Origin of the sequence: Brevundimonas sp. PAMC22021 (assembly GCF_019443405.1) — a bacterium.
In the GTDB taxonomy this organism is placed as follows: domain Bacteria; phylum Pseudomonadota; class Alphaproteobacteria; order Caulobacterales; family Caulobacteraceae; genus Brevundimonas.
This window is the reverse complement of the sequence record NZ_CP080376.1, coordinates 2466550-2487516: the sequence shown is the minus strand read 5'-3', so window position 1 is coordinate 2487516 and position 20967 is coordinate 2466550. Positions and strand designations below refer to the sequence as shown.

General features: G+C 60.4%; 18 protein-coding genes. 7 read left to right on the top strand and 11 right to left on the bottom strand.

Translation table 11 applies throughout. From position 1 onward, the window contains the following. Positions 1 to 199 precede the first annotated feature (199 nt). The 4 genes from KY493_RS12280 to KY493_RS12265 all read right to left on the bottom strand — a co-directional run bounded on the left by KY493_RS12280 (position 200) and on the right by KY493_RS12265 (position 1453). On the bottom strand, positions 200 to 670 hold the full coding sequence (locus KY493_RS12280; RefSeq protein WP_219896613.1) for a hypothetical protein: 471 nt from the start codon (positions 668 to 670) through the stop codon (positions 200 to 202). A 66-nt stretch (positions 671 to 736) separates the two neighbouring features. Continuing rightward, a complete protein-coding gene (locus tag KY493_RS12275; protein ID WP_219896612.1) occupies positions 737 to 907 on the bottom strand; it encodes a hypothetical protein in 171 nt (56 codons plus the stop codon). 7 nt (positions 908 to 914) lie between these two features. After that, positions 915 to 1175 (bottom strand): hypothetical protein, encoded by a 261-nt coding sequence (locus KY493_RS12270; protein ID WP_219896611.1) that lies wholly within the window; start codon positions 1173 to 1175, stop codon positions 915 to 917. A 56-nt stretch (positions 1176 to 1231) separates the two neighbouring features. Further along, the gene (locus tag KY493_RS12265; RefSeq protein ID WP_219896610.1) at positions 1232 to 1453 is read right to left on the bottom strand and encodes a DUF2188 domain-containing protein; all 222 of its coding nucleotides are present in this window, start codon (positions 1451 to 1453) and stop codon (positions 1232 to 1234) included. A gap of 129 nt (positions 1454 to 1582) precedes the next feature. Between KY493_RS12265 and KY493_RS12260 the strand changes: the two genes are divergently transcribed. Both KY493_RS12260 and KY493_RS12255 read left to right on the top strand, forming a co-directional pair. Beyond that, positions 1583 to 1888 (top strand): helix-turn-helix domain-containing protein, encoded by a 306-nt coding sequence (locus tag KY493_RS12260; protein ID WP_219896609.1) that lies wholly within the window; start codon positions 1583 to 1585, stop codon positions 1886 to 1888. Then, positions 1885 to 2754, top strand: a complete 870-nt coding sequence (locus tag KY493_RS12255) for an ImmA/IrrE family metallo-endopeptidase (protein ID WP_219896608.1) — start codon at positions 1885 to 1887, stop codon at positions 2752 to 2754. The genes KY493_RS12260 and KY493_RS12255 overlap by 4 nt, the downstream gene beginning before the upstream one ends. Before the next feature lie 225 nt (positions 2755 to 2979). Here KY493_RS12255 and KY493_RS12250 read toward each other — a convergent pair whose 3' ends face one another. Further along, complete coding sequence (locus KY493_RS12250; RefSeq protein WP_219896607.1) at positions 2980 to 4104, bottom strand: TIR domain-containing protein; 1125 nt, start codon at positions 4102 to 4104, stop codon at positions 2980 to 2982. Between the two features lie 174 nt (positions 4105 to 4278). On the opposite strand from KY493_RS12250, the gene KY493_RS12245 reads away from it, so the two are divergent. Then, on the top strand, positions 4279 to 4842 hold the full coding sequence (locus KY493_RS12245) for a hypothetical protein (protein WP_219896606.1): 564 nt from the start codon (positions 4279 to 4281) through the stop codon (positions 4840 to 4842). Between the two features lie 118 nt (positions 4843 to 4960). On the opposite strand, the gene KY493_RS12240 is transcribed toward KY493_RS12245, so the two are convergent. From KY493_RS12240 to KY493_RS12220, 5 genes are all read right to left on the bottom strand, one after another. After that, positions 4961 to 6559 carry a DUF5677 domain-containing protein gene (locus KY493_RS12240; RefSeq protein ID WP_219896605.1) on the bottom strand — a complete coding sequence of 533 codons (1599 nt, stop codon included), beginning with the start codon at positions 6557 to 6559 and terminating at the stop codon, positions 4961 to 4963. Between the two features lie 144 nt (positions 6560 to 6703). Then, on the bottom strand, positions 6704 to 7921 hold the full coding sequence (locus tag KY493_RS12235) for a hypothetical protein (RefSeq protein WP_219896604.1): 1218 nt from the start codon (positions 7919 to 7921) through the stop codon (positions 6704 to 6706). A 7-nt stretch (positions 7922 to 7928) separates the two neighbouring features. Beyond that, the gene (locus tag KY493_RS12230; RefSeq protein WP_219896603.1) at positions 7929 to 9011 is read right to left on the bottom strand and encodes a DUF4238 domain-containing protein; all 1083 of its coding nucleotides are present in this window, start codon (positions 9009 to 9011) and stop codon (positions 7929 to 7931) included. Positions 9012 to 9308: 297 nt separating this feature from the next. Further along, entirely contained in the window at positions 9309 to 11702 is a 2394-nt protein-coding gene (locus KY493_RS12225; RefSeq protein WP_219896602.1) for an SIR2 family protein, read from the bottom strand. Between the two features lie 247 nt (positions 11703 to 11949). Next, a complete protein-coding gene (locus KY493_RS12220) occupies positions 11950 to 12612 on the bottom strand; it encodes a phytanoyl-CoA dioxygenase family protein (RefSeq protein ID WP_219896601.1) in 663 nt (220 codons plus the stop codon). 278 nt (positions 12613 to 12890) lie between these two features. Here KY493_RS12220 and KY493_RS12215 point away from each other — a divergent pair, with 278 nt between their 5' ends. Both KY493_RS12215 and KY493_RS12210 read left to right on the top strand, forming a co-directional pair. Continuing rightward, positions 12891 to 15953 (top strand): DUF3857 domain-containing protein, encoded by a 3063-nt coding sequence (locus KY493_RS12215; protein WP_219896600.1) that lies wholly within the window; start codon positions 12891 to 12893, stop codon positions 15951 to 15953. A 290-nt stretch (positions 15954 to 16243) separates the two neighbouring features. Continuing rightward, on the top strand, positions 16244 to 16870 hold the full coding sequence (locus tag KY493_RS12210; RefSeq protein ID WP_219896599.1) for a tyrosine-type recombinase/integrase: 627 nt from the start codon (positions 16244 to 16246) through the stop codon (positions 16868 to 16870). 77 nt (positions 16871 to 16947) lie between these two features. On the opposite strand, the gene KY493_RS12205 is transcribed toward KY493_RS12210, so the two are convergent. After that, positions 16948 to 18087 carry an LptF/LptG family permease gene (locus tag KY493_RS12205; protein WP_219896598.1) on the bottom strand — a complete coding sequence of 380 codons (1140 nt, stop codon included), beginning with the start codon at positions 18085 to 18087 and terminating at the stop codon, positions 16948 to 16950. A gap of 246 nt (positions 18088 to 18333) precedes the next feature. Between KY493_RS12205 and KY493_RS12200 the strand changes: the two genes are divergently transcribed. Then, a complete protein-coding gene (locus KY493_RS12200; RefSeq protein WP_219896597.1) occupies positions 18334 to 18672 on the top strand; it encodes a hypothetical protein in 339 nt (112 codons plus the stop codon). A gap of 775 nt (positions 18673 to 19447) precedes the next feature. Next, positions 19448 to 20965 (top strand): hypothetical protein, encoded by a 1518-nt coding sequence (locus tag KY493_RS12195; RefSeq protein WP_255567889.1) that lies wholly within the window; start codon positions 19448 to 19450, stop codon positions 20963 to 20965. The last annotated feature ends 2 nt before the right edge of the window (positions 20966 to 20967 follow it).

Here is a 20967-nt window from a genome sequence, read left to right as displayed (position 1 = left end):
CTCGCGTCGCACGCTGGACCCGACGAGGCCGGTGCCCGAGAGTAGCAGCCAAGGAAGATTCGCGCTAAGGTTAAGCTTGCAGCTTTCGGGTCATGGCTCTGAGGCCGCTCGCCGCCTGACGGCTGAGAACCTGCATACAGGGACGACTGCCGTCCCGAAGAGCGCCATCGGCCGATGATGGACCGACGCTCGTAGCGGGTCATCGGACCGTGCGTTTTACAACGACCGTCTGAGCGACGATGCGTCGGTTAATCTTGACCTTCCAGGCCAGCTGCCGTTCCGACAGGTTCCGCTTGCGCATGGTCTGTTTGAGGAAGGTGTATTCTCTCTCGCCGTAGAGATACCCCATGCGCATGGCATGCTCGATCAGATCGTTGTTCGCATTGGCCGTCGGATCCTTCGCGATCCGTTTCAGACCGTCGAACAGATTGCCGGTGTCGATCTGGATGAAGCGGTTGATGCAAACGTTGCCGACATAGGTCTCGCGGCCCGTCATCCGATTGCGGATGTAACAGTGCTCCTTGATGTCCTGGCCGCACGGACAATGGTCCCACTCGTCACTGATCTCCACCGCGACGAGCCCCCACTCTCGCCGTGCGACGTTGAAATCCTGGGAGAGGGACAGCGGCAAGATATGGGCTTTGAGCCTCTCGAAGTTATGGCCGTCCATCGTCGGCTTCTCCAATAAGGGCCTGGATTCACGCGCTACGGCTTCTCGAATGGGTTGCTGGCGCCCCTACTTCGACCAGTGCCCGAGCACCCACTCCCAGGCGTGGCGATCATAGTCCCAGCGCCAGTGGGCGCGGACCCATTTGGTTTTGCCCAAGGGGCGGATCGTCCGCATGTTCTGAAGGCGGTCGACGGGCTTGGGCGGACGGGGCGGGCGGATTCGACGGGGCTTCATCATGGGGACCTCATTTCAGGATATATTCGCGCCAGGGGATGGCGCTGAGGGGCACGCGGGCCAGGAAACGCGCGATGTCAGGCCGGCCGAAATAGGTGGCTGCGCCTCGATGGGTCTGAGCCATCAGCACCACGGGCATGCCGGGGAAGGCCGGTTGGAAGCTGCGCGCCACCCGGTTGGCTTCTGCGGTGTTGTCGAGGATGTGCCGCTTCACCACGACGATCGCGAAGACGATCCCCTGTTCGCGAATGATGGCGCCTTCAAAGCGCATGGGAATGCTCCTGATGACCGAAAGGCCGCGTCACGGATGACGCGGCCTTTCGAGGTTCAGCCTTTCGGCGGGTAGGGATCGTTTCCGAAGCTGTCGCGCTCGCGGATCTGACCGTTGCGACCGTGGATCAGCAGTTCGCTCTGCTGATTTTGAGCGATTCCTCGGGCCTGAGAGATCGCTTCGGCCTGCGTCGGATGCACCGTGGTTGCGCGCGCATTGCCCGCGCCACGGACGGCCCAGCCATTGGCGTGGGGGACGACGTGTTGGTTCTTGCCCATTTCCTTCACCTCCTTTCCCGCTCTCGATGAACGTGACGTATGATATAGTTTACGCCTACGACGCTTGTCAACCCCGTCTTCCGACGCGTATGATTCATCTGTACGGCGTTTCCGAGGGACCGAATGTCTTTGGCCACCAAGCTCAAGGACCTGCGGGTCAAAAGCGGGCAATCGCTTCAGCAGGTCGCCGACGGCGTCGGCGTATCCAAGGCTCACATCTGGCAACTCGAACGCGGCGACAGCACCAATCCGAGCCTGGACCTGCTGCGGGGACTGGCGGACCACTACAAGGTGACGGTGGCGTTCCTGTCGGACGAGAGCGAGCCTTCGGAAGAGGCGCCGGCCCTCCAGTTCTATCGGGAGTTTGACGGCAAGCTGGACGAAAAAGCCTGGGCGGCTGTTCGCGCCATGGCCGAGGCGTTGAAGAAGCCGTGAGCGAGCTCCTCATGGATTTGGCGGACTGCGGCTCTCCCGAGCGGCTGATCCAGACGATCCTGAGACATCACCCTGACTGGACGCCGCCTGTTCCGATCGAGGCGCTCGCGGCGGCCGTGAATATTCTTGAGATCAGGGATCTGGACACGACCTCCTTCGAGGGGGCCTTGCTGACCGATCCTGACAAAAGCCAGGGCATCATTCTCTGCAGGCCTGGCGTGCCCGGCGGCCGTCGGCGCTTCACCATCGGTCATGAGTTAGGGCATTTCCTGATCCCCACCCACGTCGGGAACCAGCGGTGCACCCAAGCCCATCTCAGCGAGCGTGGGTTCTCGACGCCCGCGCAACGGAGGGAGGCCGAGGCGAACCGTTTCGCGGCGGGCATTCTCATGCCGAAGCCCTGGTTTGAGCGCGACGCGGACCGACTTGGCCTCCCGGAGGTCGGCCACCTGCGCAAGCTGGCGAGATCCTATGACGTCAGCCTGGAAGCGGCCGCGAACCGGTTCGTCGAATTGGCCTCGATCCCGTGCGCCGTCATCTTCTCTTACGACGGCGTGATCCGGTACGCCCGTGCGCATGTGAGCTTCCCGCGTCTGGCCGTGGAGCGGAAAAGTCGCCTTCCGTCAGACTGCGCCACCAAGGTCAGACCGAACGCCGGCATTGCGGCGCCGTCCGACTGGATCGAGATGGATGGGACGATTTGGCTTCAGCATGATTGGGGGCGTCCGTCGCCTCGTGTTCTTGAACAGGTTCTCCGGCAGGCAAACGGGCACGCGGTGACCATGCTGCTCTTGGCCGACGCCCCGACCGACAACGAGGACGATGAGGAAGACGACGTGTTGGCGCGCTGGAGCCCGCGATTCTAGTCGCTGTGCGGCGTACAGGCAGCAACTGTTTCAGCAGTGAAGCGCCAGGAGCGGACATTGAATCTCCATCCGATACTGAACCCTCCGCGCGGCAAGACGGCGTTGGGCCAGCTTCTGTCTCATTCGAGCTCACTCACGCAGTCGATGCATTCCTAGGCAAGTAGCGACCTGCGGGGCTAGCCTGGCAGCGCTAACATGGGTAGGAAGCTATGCTTTGCGACCAACCTAACCCTCGATTAATTCTTCCCGTTCAAGGACGCGGCGGACCTCTTCGAAGCAGGCTGCGATGTTCCCCTTGGGAAAGCGGATTTGGCCCAGGCCCTGGATGTTGCTGAATTCAGCGCAGCCTTCCTCCAGAAGGACAATGGCTTTGGTGAACCCCAACCGCCCTTGAAATAGGCCAGCCTCGTGCACGACGTTCATTCGAGCCTGTATGTGTCCATCGATCATCTCATCTTCGGCAGTCATCACGAGGAATGCGATAGCTGCTGCGTCCAGCATCTCTGAAAGACGCGCGATGTTCGTGACGCCAGCCACCGGCACACGATTGAACTCATCCCAAGGCAGCTTGAGACGGTCGCCAACAAAATCCTTCAACTCGCGCCACATCGGCGACCGGCCATGGCCGATGAACACGTTAGTGCCGACTCGATCCTTCGCGCTCTTCCGGCGGCTCTGTCGTTCGAGGTGTGAGGCTGCCTTTGCGATCTTCTCGCTGAGAGTGCCGCACATCACCGGAGGCCCCTGAAGCTCCAGCGCCTCAGCGTAGGGGATCAAATGAGGCGGGGTCGAGATGCCTTGCCCCATTGCCAGCATGTCGCGGGTCATGAACTGCCCCTTGGGGCGGGCATAGTCGATGAACTGCTCGGCTTTGAAAATTTTCAGCCCCGCAACTTCGGATTTGAGTCCCTCCAGAAAGCCGTCGGCACGTTGGTCAAGCTCGCTTGAGACGATCGACAAGAACTCGGACTTGGCAGAATCAAAAGCCTTCTCGGCTTCCCGTGCAAAGGCCTTAAGCGCCCCCATGTCAGGAGAACCAGCCATTTGCACGATGGTCGCGGTGATAAACTCCGCCGTATATTCTCGCCAATCCCCCCTCGAACCCATGTCCGAAAAGACTTCTTTGGTGCCCCACTCCTGACTGAACGCGGCCCCGGGCGGTGGCGTGCTCAGACCAGCGTAATAGACGCGGGAGTGATAACCGATCCAAGACCCGCTGAAAGATCTGCCGACTCGCTCGGCGGCGCTCTCCAGTGCCCTAACGGGCCCCGCTAGTTCTGAGGCTTTTCCCCGTTCGGCAATCTCGTTGAGACGGCGGGTGAGGGCGAAAAGTTCTTCATGGGTATGCATGACAAATGCCTAGAACGGAGCGTGAACCGTAACAAGGTGGGCGCGCTGGCATGAGCCGTTTACATAGCTCAGAGTCGATGCTCATAGAGGCCAATGCGGGCCGCAAGCGATGCAGGGACGGCAAGGCGTCTCCCTGCTAGGTTGTACGGGCGTGTCAATCGGGAGGGTGTGGCCATGTTCGATGATTTTCCCAAATCCTGCTTTGAGGTCATCAGCCCCGAAGGCGAGGTCAGAGGATCGGCCGAAGGGATATTCGCGGGCGAAACAGTGATGGTGAGCGATATCACCCTGCAGATTTTCGCAGGTGACGAAGTCCGCCGACCACTTCCCAATGGATCGGACGACGTTTTTACTGTCGTCGATCCCCGCTTCTATGACGCCTTTGGCGGCATCGACGCGCATTTCCAACTCAAGGTTCGCCGAAAAGGGGCCTTCCCGCATCGGCAAGGTGGGCACTTCATCAATGTCACCGGGGCTAACGCGCGCGTGACATTTGGAAACGACTCTTCAACGAATCTCATTGTCACGGACGTCGTTCGCGGGGCCATCCAAGCGGTGGAAAACCAGATCGGCGACATCGAAGCCCGCAGCCGATTGATCGAAGCGCTGGAAGCCTTCGGCGGCGCCAAACAACCTGTCGAGAAGAGTTCTGCCTACCAAGCAGTGGTCGCAAGCGCCGCAAACCACATGACAGTTTTGGCACCCTTTCTGCCTGCTCTATCACAATTGCTGACCTAGATCACTCAGTTCTAATATCGAACATCCCGCGCCATAGCCAATATTAGGCCTGTCAAAAAACGCCAAGCCCTCTTCTACGGCGTGATCAGGCCCGCCTAACCCGCTCTATGTTGTAATGTTATTTGTTTGAAGGCTCGTCATCGGGCCGAGCATTGAAGTATTCGAAGGCTTCAGACGGAAGATCGGCCAATCCGACCGTGTCGTCGAAATGTTTGAGCGTCTTGTTCAGATATTTGGCTGCGAGGAAGAGCCAATGCGCATCTGGCTCGATCGACGCCATGGCGGGTGAACGGTGGCCGCGGTGCGCCGGGTTCTGGCAAAACACCGTGTTGAACATGCTGACGTGGGCCCAGTTGGAATGCGCGACACCGCTGAACGGCTGATAGACGTAGTTGTAGAAATCGAGGAACCCGGCTTCCTCGGCCATCTTCCGTGTGTTGAGGCCAGACCAGCTCCCGAGATTCACCTCCACGAACTGCTCCATTCTCTGCATCGTCAGCCACTCGCGCCACACATCGATCATCACCTGCAACTCGGCCGCGTCATCGGGCGTCGCGGTTTCGAGAGCACGTTCCTGATGGGCAATCTGGAGCTTGATCGCGCCCAGGCCGTCTTCAACAAACTTGCTCGCCCGGGGGGCCGGCTCTCTGAGGATCCAGGCCATGGTGATGAAGACATCGGCCATGGCTCGCAGCGTCACGGGGCCTGAGTGCGGGGTCCACATTGACGGCGCGGCGGCGAACTCGATGGCGAGCGTAGCCTGACGGCTCAGCAGTGCGGCGATGACTTCGAAGGCTTCAATCTCATTCAGATTCAGACGCCATTCTCTCAGGCGCGCGCGCAGATCGGTCCTGACCGCGTTGCGAAACCCTCGAACGAACGCTTCGATGGTGTCGCCGTCTTCGCCTTCTTCGTCTTCGAAGGTGTCCTCGAACAAGCAGGGCCCGAAGCCGGCTATCCCGTCCCAGAAGCGCCCCACCCAGCTGTCATCTTCGCGGAATCCCCCTCCGTCCTCCAAAGGCGTCATAAACAGCATCGGCGCGGCCGCTCGGAACTGGCCAGCCGCGCCTTCGGACGCCTCTGTCGTCGGAAAGTCGCCGATCACCGCAAACGCCTGGTTCAACCCGTCAACCAAATGCGGGGCGACGTGGATCTTGCCTTGGGCGAGCCCCAGCTCGTAGGCGAGCGCCAGAGAGAGAACCGCCAGTCTGCCATGACGGTCATAGAACTCTTGCAGGATCGCGGGCAGCCGTTGCGCATCTTCAGGTTCCAGTGCGGCGCCGTCGTCAAGGAACGCCAAAGGGTGATCTATGGACACCTGCCGGAGCGGTCGCAGCGCCGCCTTGATCCGGACGAGGGTCAGCTCGTCCAATTCGCCGGTGATCGTGGCTTTGGTCTCGGCATCAAGTGATCCGTAGGCGCTCGCCTTTACAAACAGCGGGGTCGGTTCGCCCCGGAAGGCGCCATGCGAGGCCAGCACGAGCGACCGGCATATCTCGCGCGCCTCCGCATAGCCGAACCGATCGATAACGAGCCCGAGCCACAACGCCTCTGGAACGAGTTGCCGGGTCCAAGAGTATTGGGCCAGCTTGCCTCCAAACGCACTTACGAACGGCGGGATGAGCTTGCGCTTCACCGGGACATGATCACCGAGGACCGGCTTGCGAGGTTCCTTGCTCATGCCATCTTCTGCGTCGCTGACCTCGAAGCCGGTCACGAGGAGAATGTGTCATCGACGGTCAGGACACGCTATGTCTTGTTACCCGCAGACGCAGACACCCCCAGCTCGACATCGGCCGCGGCTAGCCAAGCAGGTATGACGAAGACGACATATACGCCGCCCGGCAGCCTGACCTAATGACTAGGTCACGCCATAAGCCTCTTCGGCATATCGACGAACCTCATCGGTGGCTTGTGCTGCGAGCTGATCAACGTAGTCGATGAAGGCGTCTCCGGTTCGCATAGAGAAGAACTTCGCCTTCATCGTGAGGTCGCGGGCCAGCGGTTGTTCCCGCAGCAAGTTCTCGCACATCCGGTCGACGAACATGGCGTCCACGTAAGGGCCGTAGGTCGCGATCGCCCGGATGTCATTCATCATGCCCTTGTCCGGCGCGCGTTGATTGTTGGCTATGCGTCGCGCCAGACCCGCGAACAGGTAAGACGAAATCCGGTGCTGGGGTTGCTGGTGGTTGCCGGCCCATCCCCAGAACTTCAGCACCTCGGCGGTTGACGCTTCGAGCGCGACGCCGCGATTCTCGAAGAAAGCGCGCAGCGCCCGAAACTGTCGCATGATGGCGCTCTCGACGCCTTCGAACATCTCGACAATGTCGTCGTTTTCAATCGCCTTCTCGATGCGCTGCGCAGAGGCCAGCACGGCACCGCGATTGGCGCTCTCCATGCTGTCCAACTCGCGCTTGAGTACCGTCGCGAAGGAAGGTTTCTCTTGTGCCCAGTGCGCAGCGAGCGCCTGAAACTCGGCCGCCGCCGCATCCCGTCCCGCCCTCGTCGCGGGAGCAAATTGGCTGAAGGACATGTTGGCCGAGATGTGCAGGTCTGGGATCCAGGCATTGCGCTCGCCATCGAGAATGCCGTCGACGTCGAAGTCGAGATCTGGTGGCGGTTTCCCATCGGCATAGGCTTCGACGAAAGCCCAAACCTGGGCCATCGCGATGTCCTCGACGCGGTCGAACTCGGTCTCACCCGAGAGCATGTCGTGGGCCAGCGCGAGTCCGTCGGCCAACCCGCCGGCAACCAGCGTCTCGTCATCGTGGATGCTCGACGCCGGGAAGACGACCTGCTGCAGCAGGTAGGCGCGCTGCACGGCCGCATGAAGCCTGACCCAGAAAGCGCGGCTGGGAGCGGTCTCCCGAAGCGTGCCGGTAGAGACCTTGTAGATGTTGCTGATCGCGAACTGGTCCAGGTAAACCACCGCCTTGTCGACCGGCGGCAGCGGTTCGCGAACCGTGTGCCGGCATCGGCGGCAACGACGGGTCAGCCAGGCGCCGCCGACCGAGAGCACGCCCAAGCCATCGTCGCTCGAGCATGCGGGGCACTTACGAAAGGGCGCGCGCTCGAACATCGGGGCTCTACTGCAGCATTGATCGCGGCCCACCCCGGAAAGCCGGGTTGTCGGCAATCATTCGGCGCACCAAGGCGAAGTCGCCGTCGTGCGACAGGATGTGACGTTCGGCCTGTGCCACCTGCAGGGAGTTCACATAGTCGAGGTTGGAGGAATCCCACTGAACCGGCGTGCCCGCTCCGATATGCGCGAGTTCCTGCCGAATTCGTCCTTCGCGGCTGGCGAGATCGGCGCGCATTCCCCGGAGCTTCAGAACCTCGGGACCGATGCCGAACATCGCCGCAGCCGCCGTATTGCGAAGGCTGGTTTCGCACTGGTTCAGCGCGGTTTCCATGAACGTGACCAGTGTCGGACACCAGAAGCCGATCGCCAGATCAGGTGCGACTGGAAGATAGAGCTCGATGCCTTCGACTTCGAAGCCAATGTTTCCATAGGGGCTATGATCGGTCGAGTTCGACATCACGACCGGGGAGTCGCCGAGCAGGAAGGTTCGCCCACGGGGTGGTTGGAACAGGAACATCGCCTTGAGCGCCAGGCTCTTGGCGAAAACGTCCAGATTGTTCCGGATGAGCATCAGCGCTGTCAGCTTGATTTGCTCAGGATCCTGTCCGCCGGCCAGTTGGGGAATAGTGTCCGGATCGTCGCCGCCTTCCCGCAGTCTGGCGCGGATCTGCGCGTCCACATCGAGCATCTGCGCCCTGATCCCTAGTCCACGCAGGCGCTGAAGGGCCGCGAACACGCAGACAGCTGCACGGTCCTCGGCGGCGAGGTCTGCGAGGCTGCGCTCGATACGCAGGCGTTGAATTGCTTTCGAAGCCTGATCTTCGATCTTCCCCATACCGCCCTCGAGCGACAACGCCATCTCGCCATCGTCGAAGCTGTTGAAGTCCCGACCAAGCATGATGTTTTCGCCCGACGTGCGAAATGATCGACTGTCATGTTTGTCGAACACGTCGACCTGCGGGAGCTTGCCCTTCGCCGGCTTGGCCCACGCCCCCTGCAGCATCAGCGGCACGTGGTGGTGACCGCGAGGCTTCGACTGCCCTTTCGGCACCCGTTGATCGTTGTTCTTTCGCGAATCACGCGCCATGTCGAACAGTCTAAGACTTCCTAGTCCCGCGAGGGCATCAGATGCCTGAAGCAGAAATCGGCGGCGTCTGCAGTGAGCCGGACATGAGCATTCGACAGCTGGTCGACGCCTCGCCCGAAAGCAGGCTTTGCCAAAGACCGCGTTGAGTCAGGTGCGGCTATTGCTCAGCGCGAATGTGGAAGTCGGCAGCGGACTCACAGTCGACGTTGACAAGGTCCGCCCTAGGACGGTCATCTAGAAGCCAAGTGACACCCCCTGCCACCCCGCCCGTGCGATGCTGCGCGGAACGATCAAGCGTCACTCAATGCGAACTAAGTCTAGACCGCGTTTCAACCCGCTCAAATATCTCTGAAACTCGGTCGATATGTCCTCGACATCAACTTCTGCGGATAGGAGAATTTCCATATTGCCGTAGCTGGTTCGGTCAGAAATTTTCCATCCGCTAGAAGTAAGCACTTCACGTGCACGTTGAAGTTTTTCCGACCATATTCGGTCGAGGTTGGAGCGATTTGTCGACGGTAGGGCTTGGTTCTTAAAGCTGACGACAACGCGGTTGCGCTGGAGATCACCTTCCACGGTGATCGTTCGACCGGCTCGCGGCTCACGAGTGAATCGAACGCCGTTGATGTCTGAAACGTATTCAGCCTCTTCGGCTTGGCTGATCAATTCTTCAGCCCACATGTCTGCAGTCAGATGCGTAGTGGTGCCGGCGAGCGCCAGACGTATTGTGCGAAGCTCTGCAGCGATTTGGTCCATTACTGGGCGTTCGTTGGGGACTGGCGAAGTTGCGCGATCGATCAGCCGCCGCATCCTGGCGCCAGCGGACCGCCACTTGTGCTTAGGTTGCGCCCTAAAGCTCGCGTCAAGCAAACCTTGCCAATCAGTGGATTTGCTTCCCCCTGGTGGCGGCGGGGATTTTGTGAACGCGAAGTAGAGACACATTCCTAATCCATAAGAGTCCACCAAAGTGGATCTCTGATGCTCGAACTCAGCGCTAGCGTGTTCCGGCGCATAGTATCCAGATTCCTGCAGGTTTCCCGAAATTGCCTGTCCTTTGGCCTTAGAGTGCCAAGACATGTCGTAGTTAAGCAGCTTAACTTCGTGTTTCTCAGGCGGTTCGCCCTGAAGGAAGTCTGGCTGCCAAAAGAAGTATGGAACCATGATGTTCGAAGGTCGCACGTCGCGGTGCAAGACGCCTTGTGGAAGGTTGTGGCCGTACCGCAAGTGCTCACACACCTTCTCCATGATCGCGAGACCATCATCCCAAGGCTTGAATGATCTCGTCTCCACGATCTCAGCCAGATTGTTCCCTTCGACGAAATCCATCACTACCGCAGTCGGGATTTCGAAAGCGACCTTAAGGGCAGGCGTGCCAGGAACCCCTGCCGCAGTTAGGAAGCCGAGCGACTGGGTTCCGCGCCGGAAACTTTCGATCTCTGGGCCTTTGTGAAGATTTCGAATCTCGAGGACTTTTAGAGCATAATCCTTCCCGTCGTATCCCTTAAGTCGCCAAACGGTAGAAAAGGGAGACTGCGCGACCACGCCATCTACTGTATATCCGTAGAACACGTTGTCTGGCGCAGTGCTGGTCAACCACCATGCCTGATGGATGCACCTTCCGTATTCATTAAGAAACTGAGCATATTTTGAGTCGCGGCCGAACTCCTCCGACTCGAGAACATACTTCGCGTAACCGCTCAGCTTTGTCCGCATGGCATCGACATCGTCGGAGAGCAAGTTTCCCGGGCTGTCGAGGTGCGGAACGACAGCGACATTTGGGACAAGAGGCTTTAGAGGAGCGTCCTTTGAGACGTACTCTTTTATGTCAGTCAGCAACTCTGTTATCGGTTGCGTGTGGTCGGCAGAGGCGTCGGAGGTAACAGGCGTATAGCGGATTATCCCTAGACCGGCCTCCCCAGCCCAAGCGCGCGAGTTCGGATCTGTTCTGTCGGTAATCCAGAAGTGCTCTCCAAGGTCCACGCCAGATTTTGTGAGCTGATCGAGGAACCCGCCCGCGGAAGCGTCTTCAGCCGATATGCCGATAAATACCACGGACATCTGGCTGAATACGGCCGCGATAAAAGCGCGATAACCTACGCTCGTAATCAAGGACGATACTTCGTCGGTAGTGAAGATCCAGCTTTTCTGTGCGTCGATAACTCCGTGAAGGTTGGCAATGAAAGGGCGCCCCTTGCCAAGGATGTGGGTGTAGTCCGATGCGTCGCGACCAACGAAGCTCACGACGTCCTCGCTCAGCCGCGTTCGCTTGTGAGATTTGAGCGCAAACTCGTCGAGATTTAGGGTGAGCATGCCGCGAACGCCGGGCAGTTCCCAAATCAAACGATATGCATCCGGCACCTCCGCTTCTGTCGCATGGGACAGAACCTCGCGTATCTCCTCCCTGAATTCATGGGGACCCATGGCCGCTTTGAGCGTTTTGAAGGCATCCCATAGGCTGGGATCCACCTTGGCTAATTCTAGCTGCGCCTCGCGGTGAGCAGCGTCCGCTTTAGGCAGACCCACAAGTGTCTCAAGTGCCCGCCTAATGAGCTCATCGCGAAGGCCGGGCCAGCTTGGCAGCTTCGCTGGCATGCTGAGACCGGCACCCGTCCAGAAGACGATCGGCTTGCGACGCTCCGAGTGGATATCGCGAAGGCGCAAGAAGGCTGGTTGCTGCGTATTGAACGCCATTGGTGGACCCGTCTCGGCTGAAGTGCGGCGACTCGACCGCACGAGCGGTTTAGGTACCGGCTGCTTTCAGTGATTGGTAGATTCCGCCAGAGATTGTCGCGCGGACCCAAAGATGTGTCAGGTGGGGCCCTGAGAGATTCAGTGGCGGCCGATAGGCTCGAGTTCTCCGCCGAGGCTCGGCTTAGCGGCTCCTGCCGGGCCAACGTCCGCTTCGCGGCACTGAGCCAAGGTCTGCTCCTGGCGCGAGTCAGACGCCTAGCCACTGCAGTTCGCCGGGAAGTTCACTGACAGCGTAGTCCACCTGAAGAACTCGGCGGCGGGCTGCTACGGATGCCCGTTCGGACGCGTGCAGGATCGGCGTGGCGTAGATCCAGACGTCGCTCGCTTCAGCCAGACACATGGCGACGCCGCACTTGTCCACCACCTCCGCGACATCAGCCTCCTGGATCCTGCCGAAGCGGTGCGAGCCTGGCGCAATAAGCAGCGGAGCGTTCGTCTGCGGCACAGGGTCGAGATGGACGCGCAGCGTGAGCATGCCGGCCAGGAGTTCGAACGGTGGCGCGACATGCAGTGCGCCATGCTTGCGCTTCCACGGCCCGAAGCCTTTGACTTCTCTTCGAGCACGCACCGCAACCACGCGGTCTTGGTGCCAAGCCAATGACCAATTCCTGGACGCCGTCCTGTCAAACAGGATGGCCCGCACCGGCCGCGCCATTTCACCCAGCCTCCGCGCGGCGAGGGAGCCGATCGGGCCGTCGGTGGCGAGGGAAAGCCAGCAGCCCTTCCGCGCCGAAGAGCCTGACGCCGGCGACATCGGGCGCTTGGCTAGCGAGCACCCGTTCCAAAGCAGCGAGTGTGGATCGATCGAGCGCTCTCGGCGCGAGCTCAGCACCGTCTCGACCGAATTCAAGTTGTGGGATCGGCACAAGCATGCTGCTGCTTACCGGCCTGCAGTGGCTCGCTCAACGAAGGTCGGCTTCCGGCGAGATCACGATGCCCGCTCGTAGCGTCAAGCAGCCCCGCTGGGCCAGCGTACATCGAGGCACAGGTGCCGAGACTGGGTGGGGGAGTGCGCGCACCCACTATCCATCGCCTAAAGGCAACTCCCTGTTCCTTCGCGTCGTCGATCTGCTACGCAGATTATGGGGATCTGATAAGGGGGTAGTCGCTTTGAGTAGAAGCCTTGTAGTGGCCGTCTCGGCTTGGTTGTTCAGCACCTCGGCAGTCGCGGGCGAAGGGATTTTACGCGGACCGGCGCCGGATTGGCTCCCGGAAGTCGCGCCGCACCTATCGAACAAGCCCGATAACCCATCGCAACCCCTTCGCTACGAGGTTGTCGAAAGCCATGTGCGAGCCTTCGGCGATCATACAGATACCTATATGCACATGCGGTTGAAGGTGCTGTCGCCTTTAGGTCTGCAACAGGCGTCGCAGCTGAGCCTGGAGTGGAATCCAGCCCTGCAGACTCCCACCGTTCACCACGCCCGTATCATTCGCGCTGGCGAAACTACCGACATCTTGGACAAATCCGACTTCACCATTCTTCGTCGCGAGGTGGGGCTGGAACAATCGCAGCAAATCACCGGGGTTCTGACTGGAGTTTTGGTCAATCCCGACATCCGCGTCGGCGATACGATCGACTTTGCTTATTCCGTGCGCACGCAGTTTGACGTCTTCGACAACCCACTCGAAGCGATCGGCTACTCCCGTTCCGCACTCCCGATCGACCTTGGCGTGACGACGGTCAGCTGGCCGTCATCAATGACGGTTCAAACGCGTACCGGTCGTCACACAAAACTCCCCCCGATCACTCAGCGGGATGATTTCAAGGTGCTCACCTACCGCGTGACCGACACGGACGGGAGCACCTACCCGGACCGCATCGCGCCCCGGTCTCTCCTGGATCACGGATGGCAGATCAGCAACGTCCCGCAATGGGCCACGATCGCCGACCATGTCCGCCCCGCCTTCGACCAAGCCATCAGTCTGCCTGACGCGGCCGATCTTGCCGATCGGGTTCAGCGGATCAGGTCCGAGCACGGCACCCCCGAAGCTCGCGCCTTAGCGGCGCTGAGGCTGGTTCAGGATGAGGTTCGATACATGGCGCTGACGCTTGGCGAGGGAGGGTGGCTGCCGACCTCAGCTGGCGAAGTCTGGGCTAGTCGCCAGGGCGATTGCAAGGGCAAGACGGTGCTTTTGGTTGCGTTGCTTCGAGCACTCGACATCGACGCGGTTCCAGTGCTGGTGTCTTCGAACAACCTTCCGCTAGACAAATATCTGCCGATGGTCAGCGTGTTTGACCATGTCATCGTCAGGACGCGCATCGGCGAGCAGACTTATCTGTTGGATGGGGCGCGTATCGGCGATAGAAGCCTGAAGCCAGACGTTCCGCTGGTATATGAATACATCCTCCCCATCACGGAGCGCTCTAGGTTAGAGCAGGTCCCGCTTAGTCTTCCTTCGCGGCCGATCGGCGCGATGAACGTCGAGATCGACTTATCCGACGGCATATATAGCCCCGCACGCGTCACTCTCACCGACATAGATCGGGGGGACGGCGCCGCCGAAATGCGGGCTGTTGCCGCTCAGGTTCCGGCTGCCGAGCTCACGCGTCTGTTCGATGAGCGATGGAAGAAGCTGCTCGAAGGAAGCGGCGAGGTCTCCAATATCAAGAGCAAATGGGAATATCACGAAGACACCTACGAATTCGTCGCTAGCGCAACGGCGCTCATGGTCTTCGACTGGAGTGACGGGCCGATCAACATCCCGTTGGCCCATGTCACATGGCAAGGGACTGATCTGAACACCGATGAGCGGTTCAGGGATGCGGATTACGCCAAAGAATTCCCTGGTTTCAGTTCATTCCGCACCACCGTGATCCTTCCCGAGGGCCAGAACGACCTTGATATCTCGGTCGAGCCTTATGAGGTTGAGGCGGGCGCCACCCGTTATTTTCGCACTGTCCAGCGCAACGGCAATCGGTTGGAGACCGATCGGGGTTCGATCACCCTGCGCCCCTATGCGACAGCGACAGAGATCCAGGCCGAACAGACGGGAATGGACAGCTTCGAAAATCTGAAGGCCACCATGCAGGTGAAGTCGGGGTACGTGCTGACTGCGGCTGACCGCCAAACACTCACAGCTAGCCCTGACGGTCATCCGGAGGTCGCCCTACGTCGCGGGTACGCCCTCAACGATCAGGGTGACCATGCCGGGGCCATCACCCAGTTCGACACAGCGATCGCAGGCTTTTCTTCGCCGCACGCCAACGCTCTAGCCAATCGCGCGCTAGCCTATCTTGCTTTGAACGAGCTTGAAAAAGGGCGCGCAGACATCGCTGCCGCCGAAGCGGCAAACCCAGATGATGCGATCCTCTTCCATGCCAAGGGTAGGCTGGCCGAAATTGAAAGGGATGATCTAGAGGCCGTGCTGGCCTTCACAGGGGCTCTGCGTTCATGGCCAGAGGACGTTCACGCCCTCTATCGCCGGGCCGCCTCCTATGAGCGGATGGGCCAGTCAGCCCGCGCGCTCGCTGATCTCGAGCGGATTGCCGTTCTGCAGCCGCGAGACCAGGGAGCTCAGATGGCGCTGGCGACGCAGTTGCTGCGAATGGAGCGGTCAGCAGCGGCCTATGAGCAGGTGAAGGCCTTGGCGCAATCCCTCGGCCATCCCGACGCGCAGGTTCAGATTTTCATCGCCATGACGCAGTCTCTAGCTTCCGGGCTGAAGACGTCGGATCCGGCCAAGGCGGAGGCTGTTCTCACCGACGCCCTGTCGGTCGAAAGCGACTTCCCCGCTCTACTGATCGATCGCGCTGGTGTCCGCGAAAGGCTGGGCGACACGCGGGGCGCCGCTGCCGACAGAGCGCGCTTTACTGAGTTGACCAGCATCAATCTCGAAGACGCGTCGCAAGTCTGTATGTCGCAAAGATTCCTTCGGATCAGTAGGGGTGTCGCATTGGACATGTGCGACAGAGCAATCGAGCAGAAGGGCAACGATGCTGAACTCAACATACGGCGCGGGTTTTTGCTTCAAGGCATGAATCGGCAGGGAGAAGCTGTCGCTGCATATCGCTCGGCAAGAGACCTGGATCCGTCCAATCAAAAGGCGAAGTACGGCCTAGGCAAGATGCTCCGGGAAACCGGACAGATCGCTGAAGGCGAGGCTCTAATGGCGGAGGCGTTGGGCGCTGATGCAAAGGCTGGTGAGCAGTACGACGAGCCGTTGCTTGAGGTCCGCACCGCCGATTGAGAGGTAATGCGCAACGATTTCATCGAGCGACACCGCTTCAAATGAGAGCCAAGCTAAGTTCATCCATATCGGTGACCGACACCCGCGCTCAACAAAGCGTCCATATCGTCGATCTGACGGCCGCTTCAGCCTGATCTTAGTCTGGGTGCCAAATACGCACCGCTTGATGTGACCGTCCTCTCGAACGTCCGGTGTTGAGCAGTCCTTCGATGTCTCCTGTTGGCGCGCAGCAGCCGAGTTCGAGGCATGATGGGCGGGGCAGGGAGGCGCATCTTCGTTGGAGGTTGGCCATGCGCCAGTCTGACCTGTTCATACAACCTAAGCGGCCTTGGAACGCCGGACGTTTGATCGGCCCGAAAGCGCCGCTCAAGCCCAAGCACATTTGGGCTATTCGGCAACAACTGAAGGTCGCAAGACGCGTTCGCGACCTCGCGATGTTCAACTGCGCTCTCGATTCTAAGCTCCGAGCTTGTGACCTCGTGCGCTTGCGGGTCAGCGACGTGGCTCCAGGCGGCATGCTCCGCCAGCGATCTATCGTGATTCAGCAGAAGACTAGCAGGCCTGTGCCGTTCGAGATAACCGAGCCCGCGCGTGACGCCATTGCCTCTTGGCTGCAGATCCGCGGACGCCGAGACGATGACTGGCTGTTCCCAAGCCGCAGCCGGCCTGGTCAGCACATCGGGACAAGGCAGTATGCTCGGCTGGTCGACCAATGGATCTGCATGATCGAGCTCAAGCCGCAGGGTTACGGCACGCATAGCCTCAGGCGGACGAAGGTCTCCCTATTGTACAAGAAGACCGGCAATCTGCGGGCATGTCAGCTGCTGCTGGGCCACCGGAAGCTGGAGAGCACCGTGCGGTACCTCGGCATCGAGGTGGACGACGCCCTAGAGATGTCGGAGCAGATCGATCTTTGACGTGGGGCCGGGCTCTGAAGCGGACCCGGCCAACGTCGCCTAAGGGTGGAAAGCGGTCATTCGTCAGAACGACGCTCTCAACTCGCACTCGCCGATTCTATGCCTAGGAGCCCCGACCATCGATGACGCCGACGCTTCGGCTTAAGCGCCCGAAACAGTAGTCTGATCGCGAGTGCCGCTGCTGCGACAGGCAGCACATATTGGAACAAGTTCAGCCAGACATTCCAGGCGCTCGCAGCCACCAAAGCGTAGCCGGCAACTCGCACCAGCAGAAACGCTCCTGCCGCTCGTGCTATCCGAAGACCATATCCAGTCCGGCTGAACGCACCGCCCATGATTGCAGCCAACGCCATCGCCATGGCGGTGAAAGCGTAAAGGGGCGCGGACAGGCGGGAGTGAGCCTCGGCCTGCAACTCGGCACGCGAGCGTTGCTCTAGCAATCCAGAGTCTGGGTTTAGCAACTCTGTCATCCAGAGGTCGGCAGGCTTGTAGCGCACGACCTCTTCGGTGTTTACGAATGGAGCCAAGTCGAACGGAAGACGTTCAAAGGCTAGTTGGTTCAAGACGCCCTGAGACGAATATTCCTGCCAAGAACCGCTTCTTAGCGTTAGAAATGGTGAGCCGTTGATCCGCTCGAAGCGAGCCTCTCCAGCGTCCCAAGTCCGGACCGTTCCGTCCTCTTCTTTTATGTAGATAAAGAGGTTTCGCAGCAGACCGTTCTGCTCGATCTGCTCTACGTAGATCGTCAGGCCCTGAGGCCCCTGGACGAACTGCCCCTCCTGCACCAGCAAGGCCGCAAGATCGGTGCGGATGGCGAAGGTCTGAGCGCGTCCTTCACGCTGTGCCCAAGGTTGGGCGAAGAGATTGATGAACAAGGCCAGCAGTGCGACCAGAGCTGCTAGCCGAAAGGGAGGAGATATCACCGCCCATCGCGTCATGCCCCCTGCGAAGGCCGCCGTCAGTTCTTGATCGCGCTGCAGCCGCGTCAGTGCGATCAGGGCTCCAACGAATAGCCCGAACGGCAAAATCACTGCCAGCAACTGAGGCACCGCCAACAGCGTCAGCTTGATCATGATCCAGACGCTTTGGCCGCGTTCAACAATGACCTCGAGCTGATCGAGGCTCTGACTCAGCACGCCAATCGCAGCTAGGGAGGAGCATGCGGCAGCGACGCGCAGGCCGATCTGCCTGTAAAGGTAACCTTGAATGAGGTTCATGAGTAGCTTGCGATCGTCCAGCAGCCAGGAACGTCACCGGGCCACTTGGTAGATGCTCACGTGACTCTGTGGCGATCAACAAGGCGATGAACGTCCGCGACGGGTCGATTTGCGCAGTTGGCATCGCGCCCGGAGGCGGACCTTTGGCTCACGCGCTGAACGTCGTGTTCGCGGCTTGGTCCACATGACCGCTCGTGGCGCCGAGCGGACGTTGACGGCCAGTTCTATCGTCCATACGCCGGGGGCATGAGACGCGCCCTGGCACTGCCGCTTCACTGTACCGTTGGATTGGTGGCCACGCTTTCCTCGACGTTCATCGGAAAACGCTCTGCGCTGGCGACCTATCCCGATATCATGGGTTGTGAGGACGGCTGTATAGTTGCCGCTTCGGGTTGGCCGCTGATTTTCGCCCGAGACTATCTCGGCATGTCCGTCGTCAACACTGCCAACATCATGGAAGTCTGGTTCGCCGCTGACCGTTTTGACTGGCTGCCCTTTTGGGCGAACGTGGCCTTCTGGACCCTGCTATCTGTAGGTGCTTTTGCGGTATCCCGCAGCTTGTGGGGTCATCGACGGACCAGCTAATTGATGTCTGATGTCCGCAACGGGTCGTGAGGCGAAGTAGGCATCGCTCTCAGGAGCGGACATCTTGCTCACGTGCTGAATGTCGCGTTCGCGGCTTGGTCTGCGTGACCGCTCTTGGCGCCTCTCGGACCTGCCGAGGCGACTTCCGCCATGCATTCTGGTAGTCTCTTGAACTGGCCGGCAATCGTCTGCGATTACCGCCACCGTGGTGATGACCATATGGTGACCACGGGCTGGTTGGTGGCGCGGACTTCATCGCTGCCATTCAGAGCTTATCACAACGGATCGGGTGGCTTCAGCTTCATCAACCGGGTTGCTGAGACCGAGCGCTTCCACAGTTTTCAGGGGAGCAGGACTCAGGTTGCAGGGTGGATGAACCGTCTAGTGAGTGTCGCCTGCGAGGCGATGCATCCACGAGGCTCCCTTGTTCAATCCCTCTTCCAACTCGCCGACCTCTCGCCGAGGCCGTCGGCCTGATCCGGTCGTTCTACATCCAGAACCACTCTGGAGCCTGATCAACGATCCGGGCGATTTCCATGCCGCGCTCGACGCTCAGATTGCCCGGCACGGAGACAGTGTTTACCGGTTGCATAAAGCCGTGACGGCGGCTGGTGCGGCTATCAACTATCAGACGATCATCGCTTGGCGGCGTGGGTCCAAAACTCCGCAGACGTCGGAGGCTCTTGCTGTGCTTTCAGCAATAGAAGTTCGGTACCGCCTCGAGCGTGGCTACTTCATAGCCCGCATGAGGCGCCGGCGAGCGATCGCGGGTCAGATGCCGGCTTCGATCCCCAGAGCAGAAACACGCAGGCTCGCCTGGCACCTGCCGGACGACTTCCGGTCTCGAGATTTGGATCAGCAGGCAGAAATTCTGCAGTGGGTTCGCAGTCACATTCTGGCGGGCGGCACAGCCTACCGCCGGTACCATGCAGAGGTCTCCCGTCACCGCTTCGGACTCCGGTTTGACGGAAACGGTCCTGCCTGGCTGCAGGCCCAGCCTGGCCTTCGTGAAGAGATGGCGGCGCTGATCCGCTTTAAATCCGCAACGCTGACAGACCTTGGCTTTGAGCGATCAGGCGTCTGGGGTGAGGCGACAGCCGCGCAACGCGGTGAGCACCTGGCGCTGATGATGGGCGCGCTGGCGGCGCCGCCTGACAGTGAGGTGAAAGGGCTTGGTGTGCCCGTGGAGCACCTCACGCTCGGGCTGCTCGTCTTTCCGGCCGTCTGGGACTGGTATGTTCAATGGCGCGAACGGCGTCGCGGCTTCTACACAGGTTGGGAGGCGGAGATGCTGCTGCTCGCAGCCGCCTTCACCAAGGAGCGCACGGGTTGGCTGCGGCAGAACCCGCAACTCGCCGATCGCCTCGTCCCCATCCCGGGCGTGGTGTCGGAAGTTGAGGCTCAGGCAGCGCAATTCGACTGGAGCGCGGCATGCGAGATCGCACACCGACATGGGCTGGCGAGAACGCGCGAAATCCAGAGGGTGGCGAGGGTGCATCGCGACCCATTCGAGCCGATCCTTCCGATCCTGGAGGCTGGCAGCCCTGTCGGCGAATATCGCAAGATCGCCGAAGAGGTCATCTCCAGGATGCCTGATGAGCGGCATTACCCTCGGGCAGCCGCCGAGACCGTCCGGGCGTTTCTCATGATCCGACTCGGTCTGCACCTCGGCGTTCGCCAGAAAAATCTGCGCCAGCTGGTGGTGTGTGCGCGGGACGGAGCACCGCGCACCGAACGGGAACTGGAGGCGCTCAAGCGCGGCGAGCTGCGGTGGTCGGTTCGAGATGCAGGGTGGGAGGTGTTCATCCCGTGTGCGGCCTTCAAAAACGCGAACTCGGCCTATTTCTCCAGGCGGCCTTACCGTCTTGTTCTACCCGATCTAGGGGGGCTCTATGAGCGGATCGAGCGCTACCTGGCGCGGGATCGCGCAGCCTTGCTGGCGGGCGCCGCCGATCCCGGCACGTTCTTCGTTAAGACGGCAAAGACGACCACGCGCGACGCGGCGTTCACCCAGTCCGGCTTCTACGAGGCTTGGCGCCTGATCATCCAGCGATATGGCATCTACAATCCCTGGACCGGCCGGGGCGCTGTAGCGGGCTTGATGTCCCATGGTCCCCACAGCGTGAGAGACGTGCTGGCGACGCACGTGCTGAAGCAGACGGGTTCATACGAACAAGCCAGCTACGCCATCCAGGACACGCCAGCGACGGTGGCCGCGCATTACGGGCGCTTCCTTCCTCAGGACAAGGCAGCGCTTGCAGCGAAGGTGCTGAACGAGGTCTGGGCAGCGTAGAA